This is a genomic window from Kribbella sp. NPDC051952 (assembly GCF_040680855.1).
Classification (GTDB): Bacteria; Actinomycetota; Actinomycetes; order Propionibacteriales; family Kribbellaceae; genus Kribbella.
Genome location: NZ_JBFAXQ010000012.1, coordinates 36,462 through 60,898 on the forward strand (window position 1 = coordinate 36,462; position 24,437 = coordinate 60,898).

Annotated in this window: 29 protein-coding genes, 1 tRNA gene and 1 riboswitch; of the genes, 16 read left to right on the forward strand and 14 right to left on the reverse strand. The window is 67.9% G+C overall.

The features are described from left to right. Positions 1–21 precede the first annotated feature (21 nt). Complete coding sequence (locus AB0L70_RS22250; protein WP_363686984.1) at positions 22–1,431, forward strand: PLP-dependent aminotransferase family protein; 1,410 nt, start codon at positions 22–24, stop codon at positions 1,429–1,431. Positions 1,432–1,492: 61 nt separating this feature from the next. Continuing rightward, positions 1,493–2,230, forward strand: a complete 738-nt coding sequence (locus tag AB0L70_RS22255; RefSeq protein WP_363686986.1) for a GNAT family N-acetyltransferase — start codon at positions 1,493–1,495, stop codon at positions 2,228–2,230. Here the strand turns inward: AB0L70_RS22255 and AB0L70_RS22260 are convergent. After that, complete coding sequence (locus AB0L70_RS22260; RefSeq protein ID WP_363686988.1) at positions 2,220–3,164, reverse strand: MBL fold metallo-hydrolase; 945 nt, start codon at positions 3,162–3,164, stop codon at positions 2,220–2,222. The two genes, AB0L70_RS22255 and AB0L70_RS22260, sit on opposite strands and share 11 nt — an antisense overlap. Positions 3,165–3,281: 117 nt before the next feature. Here AB0L70_RS22260 and AB0L70_RS22265 point away from each other — a divergent pair, with 117 nt between their 5' ends. Both AB0L70_RS22265 and AB0L70_RS22270 read left to right on the forward strand, forming a co-directional pair. Continuing rightward, a complete protein-coding gene (locus tag AB0L70_RS22265) occupies positions 3,282–4,163 on the forward strand; it encodes a LysR family transcriptional regulator (protein ID WP_363686990.1) in 882 nt (293 codons plus the stop codon). Continuing rightward, positions 4,160–5,032 (forward strand): serine hydrolase, encoded by an 873-nt coding sequence (locus tag AB0L70_RS22270; protein ID WP_363686992.1) that lies wholly within the window; start codon positions 4,160–4,162, stop codon positions 5,030–5,032. The genes AB0L70_RS22265 and AB0L70_RS22270 overlap by 4 nt, the downstream gene beginning before the upstream one ends. Here the strand turns inward: AB0L70_RS22270 and AB0L70_RS22275 are convergent. After that, the gene (locus AB0L70_RS22275) at positions 5,029–5,418 is read right to left on the reverse strand and encodes a RidA family protein (RefSeq protein WP_363686994.1); all 390 of its coding nucleotides are present in this window, start codon (positions 5,416–5,418) and stop codon (positions 5,029–5,031) included. The two genes, AB0L70_RS22270 and AB0L70_RS22275, sit on opposite strands and share 4 nt — an antisense overlap. A gap of 91 nt (positions 5,419–5,509) precedes the next feature. Here AB0L70_RS22275 and AB0L70_RS22280 point away from each other — a divergent pair, with 91 nt between their 5' ends. Continuing rightward, positions 5,510–7,366: a DUF6807 family protein gene (locus tag AB0L70_RS22280; RefSeq protein ID WP_363686996.1), complete on the forward strand. Its 1,857-nt coding sequence runs from the start codon at positions 5,510–5,512 to the stop codon at positions 7,364–7,366. Positions 7,367–7,444: 78 nt separating this feature from the next. On the opposite strand, the gene AB0L70_RS22285 is transcribed toward AB0L70_RS22280, so the two are convergent. Together AB0L70_RS22285 and thiS are read right to left on the reverse strand one after the other, a co-directional pair. Further along, positions 7,445–8,218, reverse strand: a complete 774-nt coding sequence (locus tag AB0L70_RS22285; protein ID WP_363686998.1) for a thiazole synthase — start codon at positions 8,216–8,218, stop codon at positions 7,445–7,447. Between the two features lies 1 nt (position 8,219). Further along, positions 8,220–8,423 (reverse strand): sulfur carrier protein ThiS, encoded by a 204-nt coding sequence (thiS, locus tag AB0L70_RS22290; protein WP_363687000.1) that lies wholly within the window; start codon positions 8,421–8,423, stop codon positions 8,220–8,222. Further along, positions 8,414–8,524: riboswitch (TPP riboswitch) on the reverse strand. It overlaps the preceding gene by 10 nt. Before the next feature lie 97 nt (positions 8,525–8,621). Here thiS and AB0L70_RS22295 point away from each other — a divergent pair. After that, the gene (locus tag AB0L70_RS22295) at positions 8,622–9,608 is read left to right on the forward strand and encodes a hypothetical protein (RefSeq protein ID WP_363687002.1); all 987 of its coding nucleotides are present in this window, start codon (positions 8,622–8,624) and stop codon (positions 9,606–9,608) included. Here the strand turns inward: AB0L70_RS22295 and AB0L70_RS22300 are convergent. Continuing rightward, positions 9,605–10,549, reverse strand: a complete 945-nt coding sequence (locus AB0L70_RS22300; protein WP_363687004.1) for a DUF5937 family protein — start codon at positions 10,547–10,549, stop codon at positions 9,605–9,607. The genes AB0L70_RS22295 and AB0L70_RS22300 overlap by 4 nt on opposite strands. A gap of 83 nt (positions 10,550–10,632) precedes the next feature. On the opposite strand from AB0L70_RS22300, the gene AB0L70_RS22305 reads away from it, so the two are divergent. Further along, positions 10,633–11,151, forward strand: a complete 519-nt coding sequence (locus AB0L70_RS22305) for a YceI family protein (protein WP_363687006.1) — start codon at positions 10,633–10,635, stop codon at positions 11,149–11,151. Here the strand turns inward: AB0L70_RS22305 and AB0L70_RS22310 are convergent. Together AB0L70_RS22310 and AB0L70_RS22315 are read right to left on the reverse strand one after the other, a co-directional pair. Then, the gene (locus AB0L70_RS22310; protein ID WP_363687008.1) at positions 11,148–11,813 is read right to left on the reverse strand and encodes a G5 domain-containing protein; all 666 of its coding nucleotides are present in this window, start codon (positions 11,811–11,813) and stop codon (positions 11,148–11,150) included. The genes AB0L70_RS22305 and AB0L70_RS22310 overlap by 4 nt on opposite strands. Positions 11,814–12,189: 376 nt before the next feature. Continuing rightward, on the reverse strand, positions 12,190–12,831 hold the full coding sequence (locus AB0L70_RS22315) for a hypothetical protein (protein ID WP_363687010.1): 642 nt from the start codon (positions 12,829–12,831) through the stop codon (positions 12,190–12,192). A gap of 140 nt (positions 12,832–12,971) precedes the next feature. Here AB0L70_RS22315 and AB0L70_RS22320 point away from each other — a divergent pair. Continuing rightward, positions 12,972–13,044: transfer RNA gene (locus AB0L70_RS22320), tRNA-Lys, on the forward strand. Between the two features lie 65 nt (positions 13,045–13,109). On the opposite strand, the gene AB0L70_RS22325 is transcribed toward AB0L70_RS22320, so the two are convergent. Next, positions 13,110–14,015, reverse strand: coding sequence for a hypothetical protein (locus tag AB0L70_RS22325; protein ID WP_363687012.1), 906 nt, complete (start codon positions 14,013–14,015; stop codon positions 13,110–13,112). Between the two features lie 162 nt (positions 14,016–14,177). On the opposite strand from AB0L70_RS22325, the gene AB0L70_RS22330 reads away from it, so the two are divergent. The 3 genes from AB0L70_RS22330 (at position 14,178) to AB0L70_RS22340 (ending at position 17,452) form a co-directional block, all read left to right on the forward strand. Continuing rightward, entirely contained in the window at positions 14,178–15,446 is a 1,269-nt protein-coding gene (locus tag AB0L70_RS22330) for a PQQ-binding-like beta-propeller repeat protein (RefSeq protein ID WP_363687014.1), read from the forward strand. 12 nt (positions 15,447–15,458) lie between these two features. Beyond that, entirely contained in the window at positions 15,459–16,862 is a 1,404-nt protein-coding gene (locus AB0L70_RS22335; protein WP_363687016.1) for a PLP-dependent aminotransferase family protein, read from the forward strand. 95 nt (positions 16,863–16,957) lie between these two features. After that, positions 16,958–17,452, forward strand: coding sequence for a hypothetical protein (locus tag AB0L70_RS22340; RefSeq protein ID WP_363687018.1), 495 nt, complete (start codon positions 16,958–16,960; stop codon positions 17,450–17,452). A 4-nt stretch (positions 17,453–17,456) separates the two neighbouring features. Here the strand turns inward: AB0L70_RS22340 and AB0L70_RS22345 are convergent, their stop codons facing one another. Both AB0L70_RS22345 and AB0L70_RS22350 read right to left on the reverse strand, forming a co-directional pair. Next, on the reverse strand, positions 17,457–17,945 hold the full coding sequence (locus tag AB0L70_RS22345; RefSeq protein ID WP_363687020.1) for a GyrI-like domain-containing protein: 489 nt from the start codon (positions 17,943–17,945) through the stop codon (positions 17,457–17,459). A gap of 37 nt (positions 17,946–17,982) precedes the next feature. Beyond that, positions 17,983–18,576 carry a TIGR03086 family metal-binding protein gene (locus AB0L70_RS22350; protein ID WP_363687021.1) on the reverse strand — a complete coding sequence of 198 codons (594 nt, stop codon included), beginning with the start codon at positions 18,574–18,576 and terminating at the stop codon, positions 17,983–17,985. Positions 18,577–18,628: 52 nt separating this feature from the next. Between AB0L70_RS22350 and AB0L70_RS22355 the strand changes: the two genes are divergently transcribed. The 4 genes from AB0L70_RS22355 (at position 18,629) to AB0L70_RS22370 (ending at position 21,317) form a co-directional block, all read left to right on the forward strand. Continuing rightward, positions 18,629–19,045 (forward strand): MarR family transcriptional regulator, encoded by a 417-nt coding sequence (locus tag AB0L70_RS22355; RefSeq protein ID WP_363687023.1) that lies wholly within the window; start codon positions 18,629–18,631, stop codon positions 19,043–19,045. Positions 19,046–19,171: 126 nt separating this feature from the next. After that, on the forward strand, positions 19,172–20,068 hold the full coding sequence (locus AB0L70_RS22360) for a hypothetical protein (RefSeq protein WP_363687025.1): 897 nt from the start codon (positions 19,172–19,174) through the stop codon (positions 20,066–20,068). A gap of 80 nt (positions 20,069–20,148) precedes the next feature. Continuing rightward, positions 20,149–20,658: a sigma-70 family RNA polymerase sigma factor gene (locus tag AB0L70_RS22365; RefSeq protein ID WP_363687027.1), complete on the forward strand. Its 510-nt coding sequence runs from the start codon at positions 20,149–20,151 to the stop codon at positions 20,656–20,658. Continuing rightward, on the forward strand, positions 20,655–21,317 hold the full coding sequence (locus AB0L70_RS22370) for a zf-HC2 domain-containing protein (RefSeq protein WP_363687029.1): 663 nt from the start codon (positions 20,655–20,657) through the stop codon (positions 21,315–21,317). Before AB0L70_RS22365 ends, AB0L70_RS22370 begins: the two co-directional genes overlap by 4 nt. Positions 21,318–21,534: 217 nt before the next feature. Here AB0L70_RS22370 and AB0L70_RS22375 read toward each other — a convergent pair whose 3' ends face one another. Further along, positions 21,535–21,774, reverse strand: a complete 240-nt coding sequence (locus tag AB0L70_RS22375) for a hypothetical protein (RefSeq protein WP_363687031.1) — start codon at positions 21,772–21,774, stop codon at positions 21,535–21,537. An 81-nt stretch (positions 21,775–21,855) separates the two neighbouring features. Next, on the reverse strand, positions 21,856–22,557 hold the full coding sequence (locus tag AB0L70_RS22380) for a helix-turn-helix domain-containing protein (RefSeq protein WP_363687033.1): 702 nt from the start codon (positions 22,555–22,557) through the stop codon (positions 21,856–21,858). Between the two features lie 66 nt (positions 22,558–22,623). Here AB0L70_RS22380 and AB0L70_RS22385 point away from each other — a divergent pair, with 66 nt between their 5' ends. Then, entirely contained in the window at positions 22,624–23,256 is a 633-nt protein-coding gene (locus AB0L70_RS22385; protein ID WP_363687035.1) for a flavin reductase family protein, read from the forward strand. Here AB0L70_RS22385 and AB0L70_RS22390 read toward each other — a convergent pair. Together AB0L70_RS22390 and AB0L70_RS22395 are read right to left on the reverse strand one after the other, a co-directional pair. Then, positions 23,219–24,004: an arylamine N-acetyltransferase gene (locus tag AB0L70_RS22390; protein WP_363687037.1), complete on the reverse strand. Its 786-nt coding sequence runs from the start codon at positions 24,002–24,004 to the stop codon at positions 23,219–23,221. The genes AB0L70_RS22385 and AB0L70_RS22390 overlap by 38 nt on opposite strands. Positions 24,005–24,028: 24 nt before the next feature. Beyond that, the gene (locus AB0L70_RS22395; protein WP_363687039.1) at positions 24,029–24,424 is read right to left on the reverse strand and encodes a VOC family protein; all 396 of its coding nucleotides are present in this window, start codon (positions 24,422–24,424) and stop codon (positions 24,029–24,031) included. Positions 24,425–24,437 lie beyond the last annotated feature (13 nt).

Sequence of the window (24,437 nt, forward strand, 5' to 3'; positions counted from 1 at the left end):
ACTCCGATAAGGTCCAGTTGCGTGAGCCGAATCAGGACCAGTTCGGGGACCGGTGAGTTGCTGGTCGAGCTCCGGCGCGATACCGGCGTACCGCTGCATCAGCAGTTGGAGAGCGGCATCCGGACCCGGATCCGGTCCGGCCTGCTCCGGGCGGACACGGTGATGCCGTCCACCCGGGCGCTCGCGCAGGACCTCGGCCTGTCCCGCGGAGTGGTCGTCGAGGCCTACCAGCAGTTGGTCGCGGAGGGGTACCTGGTCAGCCGGGGCGGCGGCTATACGCAGGTCGCCGACATCGCTCTGGTCGAAGCGGCGGCGGTGAAGCCGTCGGTGACCGGCCCGCCGCGGATCGACTTCCGCTACAGCCGGCCGGACGTCTCCCAGTTCCCACGCGCGGCCTGGTTGCGGTCCATCCGCCGAGTATTGAACGAGACGCCGTTCCACAGCCTCGCCTACCTCGACGGTCGCGGGACCATCGAGCTCCGTACGTCGCTCGCCGACTACCTCAACCGGGTCCGGGGTACGGCGGCCCGCCCGGAGAACATGCTGATCTGCAACGGGTTCGCCCAGGGATCGCGGTTACTCCTGCAGGTCCTCGCTGCTGAGGGCTATCGATGCCTCGCGGTCGAGGACCCGTCCGACAACGACCTGCGAGACGTCGCAGCCGCGGCCGGCCTGGAGACTGTCGGCGTACCCGTGCTGGAGTCCGGGATCGATGTCGACGCACTCGAGCGGTCCGGGGCGGACGTCGTACTGGTGACCGCGGCACACCAGTTCCCGACCGGGGCGGTTGCGTCGGCGGAGACGCGGGCTGCGCTGGTGGCGTGGGCGGCCGGGTCCAACCGGCTGGTGTTCGAGGACGACTACGACGCGGAGTACCGGTACGACCGGGAGCCGATCGGCGCGATGCAGGGCCTAGCGCCGGATCGAGTCGCCTACGCGGGTACGGCGAGCAAGACGCTCGCGCCCGGGCTGCGACTGGGGTGGATGATCCTGCCGGACCGGCTGGTCGAGCCGATGTCGCGGGCGAAGCTGATGGATGATCGCGGGTCGCCCGTGTTCGACCAGCTGGCCTTCGCGGACTTCGTGGCGCGGGGTGAGTTCGACCGGCATCTGCGCCGAATGCGGCCGCGGTACCGGCTGCTGCGGGACACCTTGGTCGAGCGGCTGGCGGCGCGACTGCCGGAGTTCGAACCGGTCGGGGTGTCCGCCGGGTTGCACGTGATGGCGTTGCTGCCGCCGGATCTGAGTGAGGAATCGGTGGAGGCCGCGGCCCGGGAGCGCGGGTTGGGCGTCTACGGATTGGCGCCGTACTGGGTGTCGGCGCCGGGGCCGGCCGGGCTGGTCTTCGGGTACGGATCGCTCAGCCAGCAGGACGTTGTCGAGGGCATCGATCTCCTGGCCGACGTGATCGGGTCGCTCCGGGCTCGGTGACGCCAGTGAATAAGTATCCATTTCCTTGCAAGTTGATCCGCAGAGTTCTACGCTTGGTGGAGTGATCAGCGAAGCCAACATCGATGCCCTGATGAACCAAGGCTGGCCGGCCGCGGCCAAGACCGAGCTCGATGGCTGGCTGGTCCGACGCAACGCCGGCGTGACGCTGCGAGCGAACTCGGTGCTGCCCACGAAGGCGCCGTTCGACCTCGACAAGGCCTTGGAGTACGTCGAGAACCTGTACCTGGCGCACAACATCACGCCGTCCTTCCAGATCAGCCCGGCGGTCCAGCCGTCCGACCTGGACGCCCACCTCGAGGCGCGTGGGTACACGGTCAACAATCCGACCCTGGTGCAGGCCGCCGAGATCTCCGACGTCCTCGCGAAACTGCCGCCGACAGCGGCGGGCATGAATATTCACGCCACGCCCTCCGATGACTGGATGGATCTCTGGTGGAGCATCGACGGCCGCGGCGGAGCCGCCGAGCGGTCGGCCGCCCGCCAGATCCTTGCCCGCAGCCGGGCCTTGTACGCCGTCAACGGCCAGCCGGCCACTGCGATCGGCCGGCTGGCCCTCGTCGACGACACCGCCGGGTTGTACTGCCTCGCCGTCGATGAACGCTTTCGCCGCCAGGGGCTCGCGCAAGCGGTCATCGGCTCTTTGTTGCAGGCGGCAACGACCAGCGGCGCGCGCTGGGTCTGGCTGGCGGTCGTCGAGGCGAACGAGCCGGCCCGGGCCCTGTACGAACGGCTGGGCTTCCGGACCGTCTCGCGCTACCACTACCGGGTCAAAGCGTGATCTTCTGCAGGTGATCCAGCACGATGAACTCCGCGCCGGTCTTCTCGACCGACGCACGCAGCGGGGCGATGTCGGTCCACGGGACACTCGGCTGGTCGAGCGGCTTGTCGAAGTCGTCCCAGTGGGTCGCGATCACCTTCTTCACCGGCTTGATCGTCTGCAGCAGCCGATCGGTGATGCCCGGCTCACCGCCCGGCGCTGCGAACGCGACGTCGACCTGGAGGCCGCGCAGTGCGTTCGGGTCGAAGTTCGCCGTACTCAGACTGAGGATGCGCAGGCCGCCGATCGTGATCACGTAGGCGAGCGTGCCGCCCTCGACCAGGTCCTCGATCACCCGCGGGCGTGGCGGGACGGACTCCAGGTAGTAGCCCGGGTACGCATAGGTGTGCCGCTTCCCGCTGCACGAATGCAGCGACGGGTACACCTCGATGCTGAACCCGTCGAACGGGAAGTACTCGCCACCACGCACCGGTGACAGCAGGTCCTCCTGGGTCCGCATCGCCTTGAGCAGGTTGACGTGGGTCTGCGTGCCGAGGACGGTCGCCTGCGTCTTCTTCGCGACGTACGGTACGTCGGCCATGTGGTCGTAGTGCCCGTGGTGAACCAGGATCGCGTCGGCCGTGGTCAGGTGCCGATCGATCACATCCGGCTTGATCACGAGCTTCGTCTTCGGGTCCGCACCCTCGGGCGTAAACGTGCCGGTCTTGAAGCGCGTCAGCCACGGATCAGTCAGTACGACGCTCTTGCCGCACCGGATCTCCCACGCGTGCGTGCCGAACCAGGTGATCTCCACTGGTGTCCTCGCTGTCGTCGTCTCCGCGCTCGTCTCCACCGCGGCGGCCTCACCGCGGGCGGCCACGCCGACCGTTCCGACCACGCCGGCCGCACCTGCCGCCGCCGCGCCCGCCAACATGCCTCTACGACTCACCTTCACGCTGTCTCCTCTCGCCGTACCGGAGCTTCAGTCAAGGTGAGCGCGGGTGGCCATGTCGAATATGCTATGACATATGAATCGATTGTCTGGAGATATCGCCGCAGGTCAGCCGGGTCTATGCTGACCGAACGGCATCTGCAGATCTTCATCGCGCTCGCCGACGAGCAGCACTTCGGCGACGCGGCCCGGGTCGTCGGCATCACCCAGCCGCCGCTCTCCCAGGGCCTGCGCAGGCTGGAGGCCTTGGTCGGCGCGAAGCTGTTCGAGCGCGGTCAGGGCGGGGTCGAGCTGACCTCGGCCGGCGCCGCGTTGCTGCCCTACGCGCGGCGGGCGCTGACCTCGCTCGAGGAGCTGCATCATGCTGCGGTCGGACGCGATCCGGAGGGGCCGGAGATCCGGGTCGGGCTCGCGCCGGAGGTTCCGCCGTCGGTCGGGGCCGCGGTGGCGGCGGCCGCCGGTGCGGTGATCCCGGGGAGTCGGGTGACGGTGGTGTCCGCGCCGACCAGTTCGCTCATCGGTCAGGTGAGTACGGGCCGGCTGACGTTGGCCGCCGTACAGCATCCCGCCGTACTGGACGGGCTCGAGGCGGGATCGGTGACGTTGTTGCCGACGTGGGCGCTCGTACCGACGTCGTTGGTTCCGGACGACGGGTCTGAGCTCAAGTTGCGGCAGTTGGGTCGGCTGCCGGTCGCGGTGCGGCCGCGGGCCGAGGCTCCGGCGGCGCGGGATCTGTTCCTGGACACGTTGGGGTTGCACCGGCCCGACGGCGGGACTGTCGTGGTCACGGACGAGCGGGCCGGGCTGGCGATGGCAGCTGCGAGCCAGGCGATCGTGGTGACCGCGGATCCGATGCTGGCGGCGCCGGGGATCGGCCGGCATCGACTGGTCGACGACCCACTGCCGGTGCGGCTGCGGCTCGTCTGGTCCAGGACGCGTACGCCGTTCCTCCGGCCGGCCGACGTGATGGCGCAGCTCACCGAAGCCTTGGTGGTCTCGTGAACGCCCGGATTCGCGCGGTCTTCGAGGACGCCGGCGTCCGTGGCTGGTTGCACGCGGTCGCGCTCGACGAGCCGGAGTCGACGGTCGAGGTGGACGCGGATGACGTCGTACCGATGGCTTCTGTCTACAAGCTGCCGCTGCTCGCCGGGTTCTGCCGGTTGGTGGATCTCGGGGCGGTGGATCCGCGCGAGCGGGTGACGCTGGATCCGTCGACGCGAACGGGCGGGCCGACCGGGTTGTCGCTGTTCGCGGATCCGGTGACCGCGTCGCTGCGGGATCTGGCGGTGTCGATGATGACCGTGTCGGACAACGCCTCGGCGGACGCGTTGATCGATGTCGTCGGCGTCCGGCGGTTGGCGGAGATCCTCGAATCCTTCGGCCTGCAACGGACCTGGGTACGGCGGGGGACCGCGGAGCAACTGCGCCACCTGCAACGCCAGACCGGGCTGACGAGTGCGGATGAGGCACTCGCTGTCCTCGCCGACAACGACCGGACCGACCCGGCCGGGGTCTACGACGCGGCCAACGCGTCGGCGAGCAGTCCGCGGGACATGACCTTGCTCTTGCGACGGTTGTGGACCGGGGAGGTGCTGTCACCCGAGCAGACCACGTTCGTCCGGGCAACGATGGGCCGGCAGTTGTTCCTGCACCGGCTCGGGTCCGGCTTCCCGCACGACGAGGTGCGCCTCGCCGGCAAGACCGGGACGTACGGCGCGCTGCGGCACGAAGTCGGCGTGGTCACCTTGCCGGGCGGCGCGGCCTTCGCGGTCGCGGTCTTCACCCACGCCGCCCGCGGCGACCTTCGCCAACCGCGCGTCGACGCCGCGATCGGCGAGGCCGCGCGGGTGGCGGTCGATCTGCTGCGCTAGACGATCGCGTACGCCTCGATCTCCAGCAGGGCGTCGGGGCTGAACAAGGAGACGACCTGTACGGCCGTGCTGGCGGGCGGGTTGGCGGTGTCGACGTACTGGTCGCGGGTGGCCCGGATCGCCGGGAGATACGCGATGTCGGTGACGAAGAGGTTCAGTTTGACCACGTTGGCGAAGGTGGCACCGGCGGCCTTCAGACAGGCGTCCAGGTTCGCGAAGACCTGCTGTGCCTGCGCGGCCGGATCACCGACGCCGACCAACTTCCCGTCTTTGTCCAGCGACACCTGGCCGGCGATCGCCACCCACTGTCCTGGTCCGGTCACGACGTGGCTATAACCGTTGCCTGCGGCAACACCTTCCGGTTGCGGAAACTCGAGTTTGCTCACCGGCCCACTCTACAGAGTTGAGAAACCGGTTTCCTTCGCGAGAGGATAGCTACCGCGGTCCCAGGCTGGCCAGAGAGCGGGAGACGGCAGGATGGGCAGGACACCGAAGGACACGATCACGATCGCCGATGTCGCACGCGCGGCGGAGGTGTCGCGAGCGACCGTCTCCCGGGTGATGAACGGCCGCCTCAGCGTAGCGCCGGACATCGCCGAACGGGTCCGGGCCGCCATCGATCGGCTGAACTACCGGCCCAGCGACCTGGCCCGCAGCCTGTCCCTCGGCCGGACGAACATGGTCGCGTTGGTCGTGCCGGATCTCGGCAACCCGCTCTTCCAGCAGGTCCTGCGCGGCATCACCAACGCCTCCGGCACGGCGGGCTACCGCGTGCTCGTCGCGGAGACCGCCGAGGACCCGAGCGCCGAAGCGGCCATCGCGTTGGAGGCCCGGCGGCGCTGCGACGCGTTGATCATGGTCGCCCCGCGGCTGCCGGAGGAGAGCCTGCTCGAGCTGCTGCCCGAGGTGCAGCCCGTGGTCCTGGTCAATCGGCAGGGTCCACCGGGCGTCTCGTCGGTGGTGGTCGATTACGGGCGGGCCGTGCGGATCGTCGTGGATCACCTGGTCGGCTTGGGGCATCGGCGGCTGGCATTCCTGTCCGGACCGCCCGCGAGTGCGTCCAACCTGGCCAGGCTGCGCGCCCTTGAGGTGGCCGAGCGGGAGATCCCGGGGCTGCAGCTCGTGCGGCTCGACTGTGGGTGGTCGATCGAGGACGGGTATGCCTCGGTCGAGCGCGTGCTGGAGTCGGACGTGACCGCGGTGGTCGCGTTCAACGATCTCGTCGCGTTCGGTTTGCTTGCCCGGCTCAACGAGGTGGGCGTCGCCGTACCCGCGGACCTCTCGGTGACGGGGATGGACGACATCGGGTTGTCGCGGTTCGCCGTACCGTCGTTGACGACTGTGTGGGTGCCGCAGAAGTGGCTGGGGGAGTTGGCGTGGCAGCGGTTGCACGCTGCGATCTCGGGGGCGGAGGCCTCGGCCGATGGGGTGCCGGAGTTGCGGCTGGCGGTGCGGGCGAGCACCGGGCCGGTTCCGGCGGAGCGGCGGGCTGCCACTGGTCGGGTTGGTTGGCAGCGGCAAGGGGACCTCTTCGAGTTGGGGAGTGATTCCGGGTTGCTCGCGCGGTACGAGTTCGGTCGGCGGATGCCGGGAGTGCATGCGCCGCGACCGTATCTGCACCCCGTGCGGACGTTGGGCGGGCAGCCGCTGACGGAGGCCAGTCCAGTTGACCACCGGCACCAGTACGGCGTTTCCCTTGCTGTAGCTGGGGTGAACGGCACGTCCCATTGGGGCGGCCGGACCTTTGTCGAGGGCCACGGTCCGACGCTGCTGCGCAATCACGGCCAGCAGCGCAGCCGTGGTGTCACGGTCGACGACAGCTTGATCGACGACATCGTCTGGTACGACGAACAGGGCCGACCGCAACTGGTCGAGCGCCGGCGACTGCACGGTGAACTCGCCGAGGGCGGCTGGCGGCTCGACTGGGAGAGCGTGCTGACCGCGCGCTACGGGCCAGTCCGCATCGACAGCCCGGCCACTACAGGCCGTCCGAAGGCCGGGTACGGCGGGATCTTCTGGCGACTCCCGTCCGCCGAATCCACGACCGTGCTCAGCGCGGCCGAGGATGCCTACGGTTCGATGAGCCCGTGGCTCGCGTTCGTTCAACGTCGTGGTGATGCGGTCACCACGCTGCTGCTCGTCCAGCCTGACGAGATCCGGCCGTGGTTCGTCCGCTCCACCGGGTACGTCGGTGCCGGGCCGGCGCTGGCCTGGTCCGAGCCGCTGGATCTTCAACCCAACCAGGAGTTGTCGCTGACCCTCACGGCGTACTTGCTGGATCGTTCGCTGGATGCCTCCGAGGCGGCTCGGCTCGCTGACTCAGGACGTCGGTAGACCCGTCGTCGGTGACTCAGGACGTCGGTAGACCCGTCGTCGGTGACTCAGGACGTCGGTAGACCCGTCGTCGGTGACTCAGGACGTCGGTAGGCCTGTCGTCGGTGACGATGCGTGGGCCGACTGCCAGCGGCGGGGGACTCGTCCGGCCAGGCGGGCGGCCCGTCCAGCGGAGACGGCGTCGCGCATCGCGGCGGCCATCAGGGCAGGCTTCTCGGCGCGCGTCACCGGAGTGGCGAGCATGACCGCGGCACACCCGAGCTCCATGGCCAGCGCCGCGTCACTCGCCGTACCGATGCCTGCGTCAACGATCACCGGAACGTTCGCGGCCTCGGCGATCAGCGCGATGTTGTGGGGGTTGCGGATGCCGAGGGCGGAACCGATGGGTGCCGCCAACGGCATCACCGCCGCACAGCCCGCCTGCTCCAGCCGGCGCGCGAGGATCGGGTCGTCATTCGTGTAGGGCAGCACGGTGAATCCGTCCGCCACCAGGGCTTCCACGGCATCGAGCAACTCGAACGGATCAGGCAGCAGCAGGTGATCGTCGGCCACGACCTCGACCTTGATCAGGTCCGTGCCCAGCGCCTCGCGGGCGAGTTTGGCCGTCAGCACCGCCTCGGCGGCAGTGTGACAACCGGCCGTGTTCGGCAGTACGTCGATGTTGTGCTTCTTCAGTACGTCGAGCACCGAGCCCTCGTGACCCGTGCCGAGCCGGCGCATCGCGACCGTGGTCAATTGGGTGCCGGAGGCAATCAATGCCTCCTCCATCACTTCCAGGTTGGCCGAACCGCCCGTCCCCATGATCAGGCGAGACGTGTACGTCCGCCCGCCGAGCTCCAGTGGATCGTCCATCTCAGCCTCCCTGCACCGCACTGACGATCTCGACCCGATCGCCTGGTTTCACTGTCGTGGCAGCCCATTCGGCCCGGGTCAGCACGCTCTGATTGACCGCGACCGCGATCCCGGTCTGTTTGTCGGAGAACGCCCGTACCAACTCCGCGACGGACTTCCCGGCGACGTCGGTCGCCGTACCGTTGACCCACACAGACTCTTCCATCGCTTCCTCCCTACGCCGGAATTACCCGATTCAGGTTCAGCGGTCGGTGACGGCGTAGTCACCCTCTCAGCCCACTCCTGCGAGCTCCCGCGGCGTTTCGACTCTAGCTCACGCCGACCGGCGACACTAATGCGTCTCGCAGCCACTTACACCAGCACCGGAAACCGCTACCGTGTGTATTGGGGAGGGTGAGCTGTCATGGGGAAGAACGATCAGGCTCACGGGGGCAGAAGACGGAGCCTGCTGATCGCCGCAGGTGGAGTGGTTGCTGCCGCCGCGGTGGTCGTCGTCGCGCTGAGTACTGTCCTGTCCGGGACCGACCCAGGCTCGACCGGTCCGCCGACGACGGTCCGTCCGACGACGACCGATCCGGTGACAACGCCAGAGCCGACGCAGAGCAGTATGCCGACGGTGCGGCCGACGGGTCCGGCTTCGTCCCGGCAGCCGACGTCGCGGGAGAAGTACGAGCAGGCGGCGAAGGACGAGCTCGAGCAGGGGCTGGTTGCCTACAACCTGCCGGCTCAGGCTCGGGTCGACGAGGGTTTCGACGTCACGGTGCGAGTGCAGCGCGGCACCGCGACGGTGTCCCCGTCCCTGAAAACGCTGCCCGGCAAGGCCCCGGTCGTCATCGAGAACCTGCCTGTCGGCACCTACATGCGGGCCGAGTTGCGCGGCTCCGGTTTCGGCATCGAGCCGCTCAGCGACCCGCTCCAGCTCATTGACCGGGTGAGCGAGTGGACCTGGCGGGTGACACCGCAGGCCGATGGTTCACGGACGCTCCGGCTGACGCTGGTGGTGGAGCTGAACGACCTTCCACTCAGCAACCGCACCTTCGACCGTACGGTCCAGGTCGAGGTCAAGAAGAAGGCGCCCTGGTACGAGCGTGCCCGAGGGCTGCTCGATCTCCCGGGGGTGGTGACCGCGCTCGTCATCGCCGCGATCCTGGGATCCGCCAAACTCGCCCGAGTCTGGTGGCTACGCCGAAAAGCCGAAGAGGAGGCAGCCGCAGAAGATCCTCCAGATGGTGCTCCGGACGCGGCTCCGCCCCCGGACGTTGCTCCGGGCGCGGCGGCGGCTCCGGGCGCTGGCCCGCACGCCGCTCCGGGCGTTGCGCCGGATGTGCCGGTGCCGGTTGCGAACGGTACGCCGGCGGGCAACCCTGCACCGAATGGGAAAGGCCCTTAGTCGGGGTCAGATCCGGTCAGGAGAGCCGCGAGTTCGGTCGGGCGATAGAGCACCTGCTTCCCGGTCCGCTGCGCCTCGACCAACCCAGTACGACGAAGCAACTGCAGATGCTGGCTAACCGCCGAGGGCGTGACCTTCAACTCCCCGGCCAGGTCGGTCGTGGTCCGAGGATGCGTAAGCAACGTGAGGATGTGCGCCCGCGGCGTACCGATCAATTGAGCCAGATCGTCCCGCGACGGCGGCTCGACCACCGACCACAAATGCGCCTGACCACGCGGCGGATACCCCAGCAGCGGCTCAGCTCCGATGTCGAACGGAATCACCGCATGCGGCCCGAACAACGTCGGCTGCAGCACCAGCCCCCGCCCGTCCACCTTCTCCTCTCGGCTCGGATCACTCACCCGATCGATCCGCAGCAGACCGTCCGCATAAGAGATCGCCGGCCCCAGCCCGTTGAGCATCGCCCCGGTCCCGTGCTGGGTCAGCACGTGCCCGCGATAACTGATGTCCGCCGACAGAATCGTCCGCATCCGATCCCAGTACGGCGCCATCACCGCCTGCCAGTACTCGCGCAACACCTCAACCACCCGCGCCACACTCAGCTGGTCGGGCAGCTCCTGATTGACCGCCGTCACCTGCCGCTCGAACGTATCCCGATCAACAGCCGCAATGATCTCCAGCTCATCCTCGAGCTGCGTCAACGGCGAGGTAGGCCGCGGCGTCAGAAAATCGGGACTCCCCATCGTGTCGTTGACCAACCACCGCAACACGTCCCAATCCAGCCGCTCGAGCTTCGGCTGCACAGCCTGAACCCACTGCAACTGCAGAGGAAACCGCCCCGGATCCCGCAACGCCCGCAACGACAACACCATCTCCGCCGCCGGCGAAACCGCAAACCGAACCTCCGCCAGATCCCCCGAAGTCAGCTCATAAGTCAACACCCCAGCAACCTCCCACAATGAAGCCCCATCCTAAATCGTCATCTGCACCTGACAGTTCGGCGGCGCGCCTCGTCGTAGTCGGCATGATGACTTTGACGGACCTTTCTGGGGACTACTTGGTGGATGGTGGGCGGACGACGGTTGGATTTGTTGCCCGGCATCGGATCGGTCCCCGGGTGCGGGGGCGGTTCGGGGAGTTCGAAGGTGCTGCGGTGCTGGACGGTGCTGATCCGTCGGCCTCGAGGGCATGGTTGACGATCCGCGCGGCCAGTATCGAGACGGGGGACAAGCGCCGGAATGCCCACCTGAGCAAGGCCTTTCTCGAGGTTGAGGCGTACCCGGTGATCACCTTCGTGTCGACGAAGGTCGCGCAGGCTACGAAGACGACGTACGACGTCACTGGTGAGCTGACCATCCGCGGTGTCACGCAGGTGGTGACGGTGCCGTTCGAGCTGACCGGTACGGACGGCGACCTGACCTTCGCCGCCCGCCTGACGATCGATCGCCATGTGTGGCAGGTGAATATGAACGCTCTGACGTCAGCGCTTGTCAGCCCGGATGTCGTTCTCGACCTCCAGGTCACCGCGACCCGAAGCAGCTAGCTCTTCTCGCAGCCGATTCCGTCGTTGTCGTTGCCGTCGAGCCCGTAGATGTCGTCGCCGATGATGTAGACCGGACCGCGCACGTACTCAGGACCGTTGCCACTGCCACCTGAACAGTCCACGTCACTGGCGATCGGTACGCACGCCCCGCTGTAGTTCGGGTCGCACCCGGACGACTCCGTCTCCTCCTCGACCTTGGTGCCGACGACCGTCACCTGGGTCCGCGGTTGCTTGGAAACGTCCTGCCTGAGCAGGCGTTTCGTCGTCTGGACCCCGTCCACATACGTGACCTCGTAGGTCAGCTTGCGCATCCCGTTCGCGCCCTTCGTCCGGACGCTCTTCTCGCCCTTCGGGATCGAGTCGTCCGTGACCGTCTTCTTCTTGAACGGGATGCTCTTGTACTCGAAGACCCTCCGCTTGGTGGTCGTCGGCTGCTTCACCGGCGCTGTCGTGGCGCTCGGCTCCGACGTGGCGCTTGGCGTGGCAACCGGTGTCGGCGTCGGCGTCGGTGTAGAGACCGCGGCCGGAGTGGTCGCGGGTGCGATGCTTGCGAGTTTGGCCGGTTCACCGACGTCCGTCGGGGTCGATGATCCGCAGCCGGTGGCGAGTGCGCCGACGGCCAGCAGAGCGACCGGTACCAGCGCAGCACGAATGGAGTGCACGTTTCCCCCCAACCCGCCGTCGGTTCCCCCCGCGGCGGGATTGTCAGCACCCGGACCTCCCGGGCGAATTCCGATCTACACCGTAACTCCGCGTCACGCGAGAGATCGGCGGGATTCAAACGCGAACAGCCGCGTTTTCGTGACCTGATCAGCCGTTTGATCCGGCGAGCACATGCGCCCCGATCAGACTGATCGTGTGTCGTACAGCGTTCCCCGCCCGCCCGCCCGCCGGCTCGGACGAGGCCGGCTCATGCTGCACCGGATGGACGAGCACCGGCGGAAGCTCGGAATCGGCCGGCATGATCGGATGCCGCCAGCAAAGAACGACGGCACCAATCGAATCCCCGCGCCCGCGCAACTGCAGGCGAGTTGCCTGTCAGCCCAGTCTGGTCAGGGATGCGACGGCGACGCCGGCAACCAGGCCCGCGACTCCCATCACGATCAACGGGCCCGCGCTGATCCGCGGCTCCGGCACCTGCCGCTGGAACACCGCGAACAATCGTTCCTCGGCCGGCCGCACCTCCCGCAGCAACTCGGCCGACGGATGCTGCTTCGCGCCGAGGAGCTCCAGTCCGGTGTGTGCGGCAACGACAGCGGCCCGCAGTACGCCGATGATTACCGCGCCCGCGGCAACGATCAGCACCCCGACGAGCGCCGCGGTCGTCTGCGCGATCGACGCCTCCGCCGACGGGGAGAACGCCCGCCGCACCGCCTCGAACACCCACACCCCGAAGAACCCCAGCACCCCGGCCGCGAGCCCGATACCCCAGCCCACGGCGGTCAACGGATTCTGCGTCTTCACCGCCGCCGCAAACGCCCGGGCGTCCCTGGCCAGATCCCCCGCGTCCCGGACCAGCCCCTCGGACGCCGCCAACGCCTCCGCCCGTGCCTTCAGCTTGACCCCGATCACGATCCGGTCGGCCAGCCCCAGCGTGACCGCCTCACCGACGATCTCTCTCCAGGCGTCAACCACCTCGCGATGCATCCCGATGATCGCCGCCCGCTCGACTACCCCCATCTCGTGCCCCCTCAGCTCCCCCTCCGGCCGAGAGTACGCCGCCGATCCCGTCACGAACAGCGATCAACCTCCCGCCGTACGCACCCCCACCCCCAAACCCCTCGACAAACCTGACACACTGTTCACCTCACCTCGCGTGAGGGCCTCTAGCTCAATTGGCAGAGCAGCGGACTTTTAATCCGCGGGTTGTGGGTTCGAGTCCCACGGGGCCTACCGGTTGTTTCTCGTGCGGCTGCTGCGGGATCAGGGGGCTTTCGGCGTTCTGGGGGAGGGGGTTGCTACTCGCCCAGGAGGAGGGACTGGAAGCCGGTTTGGGATGTGTGGTTTTGGCCGTTGAAGGTGGTTGGGGTTTTGCCGTAGGGCGTTATTGCGGTGGTTGGGCCGTTGAACTTGGTGAAGCCGTATTGGTAGCCGGACTTGGTGTCGTGGTCGACGGCGGTGATGACCGTGGGGCCGTTGACGCCGCATTTGTTGACTACCAGCGACTCGTACGCCGCCCAGCCGGACTTGCGGATCAGTTTCACCACCGGCTTCGCTGCGGCCGTGGTGGGGATGTGGATGGTGTAGAGCGCACCGGCTGTCGTGGTCATCAGCAGGGTGTCGTACGCCCTTTCCTCGCTGATCATGGTCATCGTCTTGAAACCCCGGAAACCGGCGAACGAGCCGGCCGACCGGTACCCAGTGCCGTTCGGGGCGTAGCGGTACAGGTTGCCGTTGCTGTTCAGGCCGTACAGGTACGCGGGCCGGGATCCCTTGAGGGGATAGTTCGAGGTGGCGATGGACTTGAAGCTCGCCCAGCCGGTGCCGACCCTGACCGCCGTGGACTGCGCCGGGCTTCTCCCCGAGAGGGCGGTCGTCTGCCGGTACAGGTTCGAGCCCAGCAGGAACAGGCCGAAGGCGTAGTACTGGGTGCCCGCGGCGTTCCATGCCAGGTACCACCTGTCCATGAAGCGGGTGGCGAAGAACTTCGAGTACACGTACGGCGGTGACACGGGAGCCGGCGGCTTGTGCGCGGTGATGTCGACGGTGTCCACGACGTTCGCCTTCGTCGGCCAGACGACCGAGTTCCAGCAGGTCTCGGCTGCAGCGGTGGCTGAGCCCGGCGCAGCGGTGGCAGCCGTGGTGGCACTGGCGGCCAGTAGACCGAAACCAGTCAGTATGAGCGCAAGACGCCGTAGCTTCATCGAGCAGTCCCCTCCAGAGAACCCCAGACCACCCCGGTCCCCCCGAGGTGCGACCAAGACGTCGGCCCATCGACGCAGGCGACCGCGTCAGCGTACTGGCCGTCATTGACGTCTGGGCTGTGGGACGGGGTGGGTGGGCCGGTGGGTTGTTACGGTCGGGCGGTGACTGTGCGTCGTCGGGCTGTTTTGGTTGCTGTTGTTGCTGGGCCGTTGTTGGTGGGGTGTACCAAGACGGCCGACAAGGTCGCGCCCAAGTTGAGGCTCGAGAAGGTTTGGCAGGAGCGGGTGGTTACGCCTTGGGCGGCCATGCCGGGGCGGGTGCGGTTGGTGGGGGATGCCCTGGTGGTGGTTGACGGGACGGGGACGGAGGGCGCTCGGGTCTGTAGCTTCACCGCGGCGGACGGGGCGAAGAAGTGGGTTATCGACGGCAAGGGACCGATCTCGGTGCCGGGTGTGGGGTCCGCCTGGCTGTGTGTTGTTGGTCCGGGGTATCTGGGCAACACGACGACGTTGGTTCAGCGGCCCGCGGTCCGCACTGCCGGCGACATCCTGCCGGTGTCCTTCGCGTCCGCGCCGAAGGGTACGACGACGAGCGGCGTCGTCGGCGTCGACGTTCGTACGGGTGAGCCGGTCTGGGGTTTTCGCGCCGTGGCGACCCCGTCCACCAAGCGCACGATGGTCACTGCGGTGGCCGAGTCCGTCGTACTCGCAACTGTCAGTGCGTCGTTCGGCCCGGGCTGGCCTGGCCCGACCCAGTCACCGACCACGATCGCGCTCGACGCCAAGACCGGCGAGGAACTGTGGCGTGAAGCCGAAGTCATCGGCGTCTCCGGGGATGGGAACTCGGTCGTCGTCGTGAGGCGTACGGCGGGATCCTGGCACATGGAGGTCCGTGATGCGCGGACCGGAAAGGCGCGCTGGACGGGTACGCATCAATCGCGCGGACCGTACGAACACCAGGACACGGCCGCGGACCACACCGTGCTGCAGCACGCGGACCGTACGGACGTCGACGTGGTCCGGTTGTCCGACGGCAAGCCACTCGAGTTCGACACCGACACCACGCCAGACGTGGTGGCGAGCAATCCGCCGTTGCTCGTGTGGGACAACGGGGTCGCCTGGTGGGCCAAGGGTCCGAACGGCTTCGTCACCCGTACCTTGCCCAAAGGCCCGCCGACCAAGGGAAAGCACCGGCCCAAGGGCCTGGAGTTCAGAGCGGCGTACGGCGTCGGGCCGTACATCTGGGGCGACTACCGCACCACGCAGGAGAGCAACAAGAACGACAACCTCGCCGGGACGATCGCGGTGGACCGCACCGGCGCACCGTGCTCGCCGAACATCAAGTACGGCTACCTCGCCGACGTCTCCGAGACGTCACTGGTGATCGGCTGGAACGACTCCATCGAGGTCCACCGCATCACAACCGCTTGAGGGGTTCGCGGCATGGATCTGCATGTGCGGTTGGGGGAGGGTGGGCTGGTCGAGCAGATCTTTGGGCAGGTGGCTGAGCAAATCGGTCGTGGGGTCTTGCCGGTGGGGACAGTGTTGCCGTCTTCGCGGGAATTGGCGGCGAGGTTGGGGGTGTCTCGGGCGACCGTCGTGGCGGCGTACGAGCGATTGGGTGCTCGTGGGCTGATTCGGTCGCGGCCCGGGGTTGGGACGCTGGTCGTCGGGGAGCAGAGCCCGATCGCCGCCACAGAAGGGGATTCGCCGCTGCGGGCTCGGCGGATTTGGGATGCTGAGGTGCTGGCCGTGCCGGAGCTCACGGCACCGGTTGCCGAGTTCAACTTTGCGGTCGGCGTGCCGGCGCGGACGGAGTTTCCGTTCGCTCGGTGGCGGGCGTTGCTCAACGATCAGCTGCGGACCCGTACTGAGGCCAATTACGCCGACCCAGCCGGATCGCCCCGGCTGAGGGATGCACTGGCGCGGCACCTCGTGGTCAGTCGCGGCGTACGAATCGCACCGGAGCAGCTCGTGATCACGACCGGTGCGCAGCAGGCGTTCGACATCGCCGCGCGCGTGCTGCTCGAGCCGGGGGACACCGTTGCGGTCGAGGATCCCGGGTATCTGCCCGCCTACCGAAGCTTCCTCGCGTACGGCGCCAACGTCGTCGGAGTGCCCGTGGACAGCGAGGGCCTGGTGGTCGACCAGATCCCGGACCGCACCCGGCTGGTGTACGTGACGCCGTCGCACCAATTCCCGCTCGGCATGCCGATGTCCGAAGCACGTCGTACGGCGTTGCTCGCCTGGGCAGCCGAGCACGACGCGGCGATTGTCGAGGACGACTACGACTCGGAGTTCCGGTTCACCGGGCGGCCGCTCACGCCGCTGCAGGCCATCGACTCGGAGGGACGCGTCCTGTACGTCGGCTCCTTCTCCAAGACGCTCTTGCCTGCGCTGCGGGTCGGGTTCCTCGGCATCCCGGCGACGCTGGGTGAAGCCGCTCGTCGCGCGAAGTTCGTCGCCGACTACGGCACGGCCGGTCACCTACAGGCCGCCCTCGCCGCTTTCATCGAGGAAGGCGACCTGGCCCACCACCTCCGGCGCATGCGGCGATCGTATGAACGCCGCCATGATCTGCTCATCAACACATTGCGTGAGAACTTCACCGACGTACTCGACCCGATCGAGTCCAGTGGCGGCACTCATCTGGCCGCGCTCCTCACCCCCGCCCAACCGTCGGACACCGAGCTCGCCGCCCGCGCGCTCAAAGCCGGCGTGAACCTCGGCACGATCTCGCGCTGGGGCATAGAACGCCGGAGCCCGAACGGTTTCGTCTTCGGGTACGGCGCTATCCCGGTGGACCGGATCCCGGCCGCGCTCGCCGTACTGCGGCGCGTTATCTGATCGAGATTGGACTGGCGCAGGAATACCGAAATCGGTACCTCCACCGGGTCGGCCACGTTCCTAGGCTGCCGCGGACATCGCTACGAGGAGGTTCGATGAGATCCCTGCGCATCGCCGCAATCGCCGTCGCCGTGGTCGGCACGGTGGCCGGCTCGTCCCTGGCCAACGCGTCACCCCGCTGCGAGCAGATCGACGCGACGATCTACGACAAGGTCGTCGACGTGGGCTGCCCGCCGCCGACCCAGGTCTGTGTGGCCGGGACCGTCCGCGGCAAGCACGGGTTCGACGGGACGACCGTGTTCATCCTCGGCTCCCGCGGCGAACCACCGGCGACGGCACCCACCTACCGCCCGGTCAGCGGGACGCTCACGTACACCTTCAAGGACGGGTCGACGCTGACCGCACTCGAGACGAGCATCGGCAACGTCGACACCACCACGGGCGCAGGCCACGCCGGCGGCACCCAGGAGTTCACCGGCGGCACCGGCCGGTACGCCGGCGCAACCGGCTACGCCTACCTCGGCCAGCACTGGCAAACCGACCACTTCGTCACCCGCATCCAGGGCGAGGTCTGCCGCTCCAAGAGCTGAACAGTCAGGCCAGCCGAATCGACAACTGCACATCCCACAGCGTCTTGCGGGGCTGGGTTCGTGGATCGGTGAGGTAGGTCTCGCACCGGCAACCGAAGCGATCCCCGGCCGGAACCGTGTCCCGGTCGAGGGTGAGTCCCTGGTCGGATGCCCAGTCCAGCAAGGCGCGGTTGGCTCGCAGGGAGTGGTCTCGATAGGTGAGGGACACATATCGTCCGGCCGGCAGCACACCAGGCCGGACCCGGTTGTCACCGTCGTGTACGGCGTCGCTCACCCCGACCTCGAGCTCCATCGGCCCGTTCATGTCGATCGTGTGCAGCCGGAGGAAGAAATGCCCGCGCGGTTCGACCTGTGACCGGTCCAGCCAGTCGATCAGTTCGGTCAGCAGTTGGTCGCGCACCCCGAGCATCCCGCGGAACGGCGTGACCACGGTGATGCCGAGGGTGGCGACGTCAGGCCGGTCGTCGACGTGCGGTGGAGTCAGGATCTCCAAGCGGAACCCTCCTCTGCGGTGATCCGACTCTAGGCGATCAGTTCGGCCAGTGGGGGGAGCGGCCGAGGTGGGCGACGATGTTGTCCAGGGGGTTGTCGGTGGACCAGGGGATGTCGGCGGCGAAGGCGGCACCGGGGGCCAGGCGGACGGGGCCGGTGGGGACTACCTGGGCTACCGACTGGGCGGCTTCCAGGACCTCCGGGGGGAACGCGACCGTCGTGCCGAGCGACTTGGCGACGTCCCAGGTGTGTACGACGTAGTCGATGAAGTGGAAGCTGATCGCCTGGTGACCGGGGAAGGACAGGCCGGCGCCGAACTCCGGGAGCGGGAACTCGCGCTCGGTCACGCCCTCCTCGGCGAACGCGGCCAGCACGTGCTCGGCGGAGGTGATGTAGGCCTTCACCGGGTCGTCGCCCAGGTCGCGGAGTTTCCAGATCTCCGGCTCGCCCTCGCCCCGGGAGGCGGCCGCGAAGCCGTAGTGCTGGGTGGCCATGTGGGCGAGCAGACCGTACAGGGTCCAGGCCCGGCATGGGGTCGGCTTGGAAAGGTCCTCAGAGGTGGCGCGCAAGACGACATCGATGCTCGTCCGCACCGCATGAGCATCCAGGGATACGTAATCAACTGTAGGCATGCGTAGATCATAGGCGCACGCATATGATTGCGCCAGTGCTATCTTCGCGCTTATGAGTGATCGCCCCGACCTGGCCGCGATGTTGTATCCGCTGGTGCGGACGCTCATCGCGCTCGAGCTGCCCGTGCTCGCCGAGCACGAGGTCTCGATGTGGGGATACTCCGTGCTCACCGCACTCGACGAGACCCCCGTGCGTACGCAGGCCGCCCTCGCCGAGGCGATCGGCGCGGACAAGTCGCGGATCATCGGCACCCTCGACGAGCTCCAGGACGCCGGCCTGATCGAGCGCACGCCTGACCCCGCCGACCGCCGGGTCCGCCTGCTCTCGATCACCACCCAGGGCCGCCGCATCCGCCGCTCCGTCCGCAGAGCCATCCACCTCCAGGAAGACCGGCTGCTCGCCAAACTCACCCGGATCGAACGCGAGGCCTTCCTCCGCGCCCTCCGCACCCTCCACGAAGCCCGCTGACCTCACGCCCTCCGCGAAGCCCGCTGACACGCCCTCCCCGAAGCTCGCTGACGTCACGCCTCCGATGGAGGCGGTTCACCCGCAAGAGTGATCCACCCGCCGGGCACCGCCACACAAACTGGCCACATGGCAACGGCCGTCGACACACCCGCAAGAACGAAACCCAACCGACCCGCCCTGACCTGGGCGGTGTCGTACGGCTGCCTGCGCCTCTGGTTCGCCACCGGCCACGCACCGCAGTGGAAGCTCCCCGGCCGCGACCTCCTGGTCCCCGACTGGATCGCAGTACTCGGATGCGTCGTGACCGTCGCCGCAGTGATCGCCCTCAGCCGGCTACCTCGCTCTCGGCTGCTGATCCGATCGCTGTGGGTGCTCGCGGCCGGCTGGGTCGCAGCGGCCGCCTTCGCCCTGCTCGATCTGGTCGCCGGCGTTCTCCCCGGCATGGGGATCCCGTTCGATCCACTCGGCATGCTCAGCCGGTTCGCCGCGCTGGGAGGCGCCGCACTGCTCGGTGCGACCGCCCTGAGCTACCAACGCAGGCTCGACCCGACCTGCTTGCGCTGCACCGGCCTGCCGCGTCCCGCGACGACGCCGCACTGGCCCGCCTGGCTCGCTGTTGGCGGCTGTCTGACCAGGCTGGCCGCACAGGCGGTGGTCGGCTCCGGCACCATGCCGGCCGACAGAAACCTCGCGCGGATCATCTTCGAAGGCGGCTTCGTGCTGGCCGGAATCGCTCTACCGCTGCTCTTGGTCTATCGCGCCGGCCGGATCTTCCCCCGCTGGATGCTGCTCGTGCCGGGCGTCGGCCTGGGCGCGGGGATCACGGCGTACTTCGGTGTCGGTCTGCTCCAGATGACCGCCAACGTGCTCCAGGGCAAGCCTGGGTACGACGATATCGGCCTGCCGCAGGCGTTCTTCTGGGTCGCGGTCCCCGCGTACCTCGTCTGGGGCATCGGTCTGGGCCTCGCCGCCTACGGCTACTACCTCCGGACCCGCAAACCCTGCAAAGGATGCGGAAGATGAGGCGGGCGCTTTGCTATCTGTGCAGAATGGGGCGAGCAAGGCAGTAGCCGCAGAGTGACCATGACCGAGCAGGAGCGCCGATGGCCGATGACCGGGCGGCCCTGTTGCGTGAGCTCCACGACGTCCATGCCCCGGCATTGTGGCGGTTCGTCGTCCGGCTGACCGGTGACGACCGCCTGGCCGAGGACGTCGTCCAGGAGACTCTGCTCAGGGCGTGGCGCCGGCCGCAGATCCTGACCGAGGACGAAGCGGGGGCCCGGGCCTGGCTGTTCACGGTGGCGCGCAATCTCGTCATCGACGACCGGCGCAGTTCGCGGGTCAACCGTGAGGTCGCCAGCGGTGACCTGCCGGAGAATCCGAGCGCCGACCACGCGAACGCCGTACTGGACGCGTGGTTGGTCGCGGAGTCGCTGGCGCAGTTGTCGGAGGAACATCGGCAGGTGATCGTTCGTGCGTACTACGGACGTCGCACCGTCACCGATATCGCCGAGGAGTTGGACATCCCGTCAGGCACCGTGAAGTCGCGGCTGCACTACGGGTTGCGGGCGTTGAAGCTCGCGCTGCAGGAGAAGGGGGTGACGAGTCAGTGAGTGACCCGTATCAGGACTGGGACGCGGCGTACCTGCTCGGAGCGTTGTCGGCGAAGGATCGGCGTACGTACGAAGAGCATCTGCGCACGTGTGACGAGTGCTCGGCGGAGGTGGCGTCGCTGGCCGGTGTGCCCGGCACGTTGGCCGCGCTGCCCGACGACCGGGCGCTCGCGACCATTACCGCCACACCGCCGAATCTGTTGCCCGGCTTGGTCCGCAACGTGCAGCGCGACCAGCGCAAACGGCGGGTACGGGTCGGTGCAGTGATGGCCGCGGTCGGCCTGGTGGCGGCCGCGATCGGTGCGGTGGTTGCGATCCCGCTCACCCACGAGGAGCCACAGGGCGACTACGTCGTACTGGCACAGACCGTATCCAGCAAGCTGTCCGCGGACGCACGACTCGTCCCGGAACGCTGGGGTACGACGATCGAGATCAGCTGCAGGTACGACGATTTGGCAACGCCCAGCGAGCGGGCGCGTGGTTACGAGCTGTACGTCACCGACACGACCGGTAAGTCGCAACTGATCGCGAGCTGGACCTCTTCACCGGGGACAACAGTGAAGCCGGCCGCGACGACAAAGCTGCAGCGCAACGAGATCAAGGCCCTCGACATCCGCAGCTCGGAGACCGGCCGCGTCCTCCTGGCCGTGCAGTTCTAAAAGGCAGCTCTAAAAGTTTGAGGAATCCTGTAACACTCAGGCGGTGATCAGCGATACACCCTGTGTAACGCCACTGAGGATCCCGTCCCAGGTCAACCGCCCGAAGGGCCTGGGCCGGGATTCTCGTTCGTCATGAGGCGCCCGACGCGTTACGCACGAGGGCCCCCGGGTTGACTACCCCGGGGGCCCTCGCGTCGTTATCCCTCCTCAACTGCAGCTACGACGCTCGTTCGCTCGGGCCGTCCGACTCGGGCGAAGCGATCCGGTTCGCCGGCAGGCGTTCCGTCCGTTCCGCCCCGTCGGCGCCCTCGTACTGCACCAGACCGGTCCATCCCGTCTCCTCGTGCTCGCGGCCGATCAGCCAGCCGCGACGCCATGTGCCGTCCACCAGGACGACCACATGGCTGGGCAGAGGGAGGCGGGACACCAGATCGGTGCCGGGCTCGAACTCAGTCATGGCCGAAGGTTAAGTGCTTTCGGCGCTGAGCGCCTCTTGGAAGCGTGTTCCCTCATGGCCTTCTCAGACTCTGGGCACCAATCAGGGCTGAAGTTCTCGCACCACGCCAACAGGTAACCCGAACTCCCGCACCGATCCCGTCACCTTCAGTGCACGCCCGCCAGGGATGTGAGTGACCCATCCCTGCCGCAACGCATGTCCACACAAGGCCGCGCCGACCGCGCCGGCGAGGTGTGGCCGGCGTTCGGTCACGTCCAGACAGGACCGTACGGCGGGACGCCCGTTGCGCGACTCGACCGTGACGCCGAGATCGTCCAACCACGCAAGGCCTTCCGGGGTCAGCGCGATCCCGTCCGACCAGTCGAGCAGGCCACGCTCTGTCATCGCATCCGCGAGTGCCACGCCGAGTTTGCCGGCCAGGTGGTCGTAACAGGTCCGTGCCCGAGCGAACGCGTCCCGCTTGCTCACCGCGGCCAAACTGTTCGCAACCTCGGTACGACGGGGTGCGAGCGCCGCGAGTCCCTCGATCAACTCGGCCGTCTCCGGGCCGGCGAGCTGCACGTACCGATGCCGCCCCTGCCGCACCTCGGTCAGCAGTCCTCCGTCGACGAGCAGGTTGAGATGCTCACTGATCGTCGGCCGGGACACGTGCGCCAACCGGGCCAGCTCGGTCGCCGTCCACGCGCGTCCGTCGAGTAACGCCAAGCACACGGTTGCTCGCGTGCCGTCCGCGAGCATCCGTGCCCAAGCCGCCAGTTCCTGTCCTTCGGCCTGCATGCTCATGGATCCCATCATGCCGCGCCGACAGTTAGGTCAGCGCCGAAACGACCGGGTCCTAGCGTCGAAGACATGACGCACGTAACGATCGAACCGTCCATCCTGTACGTCGGTACGCCGGTCGCACTGTTGTCCACGGTGAACGACGACGGCACGGTCAACCTCGCGCCGATGTCGTCCGCCTGGGCCCTCGGTGACGTGGTCGTCCTCGGTGTCGGGCGACCCGGTCAGACCGCGCACAACCTCGAACACCGGCCCGACGTGGTGATCAACTATCCGTCCCCCGCGCAGTGGGAGGCAGTCGAGCGGATCGCCGGCCTGACCGGTCGTAGTCCGGTGCCGGAGTCGAAGCGGGCCCGGTTCCGGTTCGAGCGGGAGAAGTTCAAGGCAGCCGGGTTGACGCCGGTCCCGTCCGAGCGGGTCGATCCGCCGCGGGTGGCCGAATGCCCGTTGCAGTTCGAGGCGACCGCGGACAAGGTCGAGGTCGATGCCGGTGGCAACTTCCTGATCATCCAGGCGCGGGTGTTGCAGATCCATGCCGACGAACGGATCGTCGTACCAGGGACGTCGTACGTCGATCCCGGCGCGTGGTCGCCGTTGATCTACAACTTCCGGCACTACTTCGGGCTGGGTGGTGAACTCGGTGAGTCGTTCCGGACCGAGACGCCTAGACGAGGCGCAGACGATCGACCTCTTCGTCGCTGAGTACGACATCCAGGCTCGCCAGCACCTCGGGCAGATCCACGGCCGGTACGACGCGTTCCGTCGTACGACCGTCCGCGTGGTCGATGGTGAGCTTGTCGCCGACCAACCGGCGTACGACGCCATCGGCGACGCGCATCACCACCGGTCGGCCGGTGAACGGCGAGTTCGGGTGCGTCGAGACGTAGTGGTGGTAGACCTCGTAGTCGATCGGGCGGACCGGCTCGTCGTTGGACGCGTGCTGTGGGACCCAACCGTCCGCGGTCTGCTTCGACAACGTCCACACGTCGCCCTCGAGGGTGAGCCGGTGGTCCCAGCCGCCTTGGTCGATGACCACGCCGTCCTTGAGGGGAGTCGGGTAGAGCTGGCCGGCGCCGAAACCGACGTCGGCCAGGAACTCCTGACTGTCCACACCGACCTTGAGGAGGGCGTGCGTACGCGGTCCGGCCTTGTGCGGCTGGACGCGGGCGACCCGTCGTACGACCTCGAAGCCGAGTCGCTCGAGTGCGGCGCCGAACAGGAGAGCGTGCTCGTAGCAGTAGCCGCCGCGTTGCCGGCGGACGAGTTTGGCCTGGATCGCGTCCAGCTCGATGCCGGGGTGCGTGCCGAGGATCACGTCGATGTTCTCGAACGGGATCGCCAGCACGTGTGCCCGGTGCAGACTGCGCAGGGTCTCCGCCGACGGCGTCACCCGTGGGTGACCGATCCGGTCGAGGTAGGCGTCCAGGTCCAGGTTCTCGATCTGCCACATGGTTGCTACCTCAGCACTTCAAGTTCACTTGAGATCAAGTTCGGTGAACAAGGTGAGCTGGATCCCGCCCGGACCCTCCAAGCGGGCGTTCAGCGAGTCCCACGGCGTCCGGGTCGGCTCGGCGATCACGGTGGCGCCGGCGTCGGCCAGCGTCCGCGTCATCGCGGCCGAGTCGTCCACCTCGAACGCGACCCGGTACTTACCGGCGACCCGGCGGCCGACCTCGACGCGATCGATGAAGTCGGCCTGTGCCGGGTCCGCGATCTCCAGCGTGGCCCGCTCGACCTCGAGGATCGTCACCCGCCCGTCCGCCGACGAGTACGACTCCCGCTCCGGCAGCCCGACCACGTCCCGGTAGAACGCGACCGCCTCGTCGTAGTCGTCCGCCGTCACAACCAACCGCAGTTCCTTGACCGTCATGCCGGTCAGTATC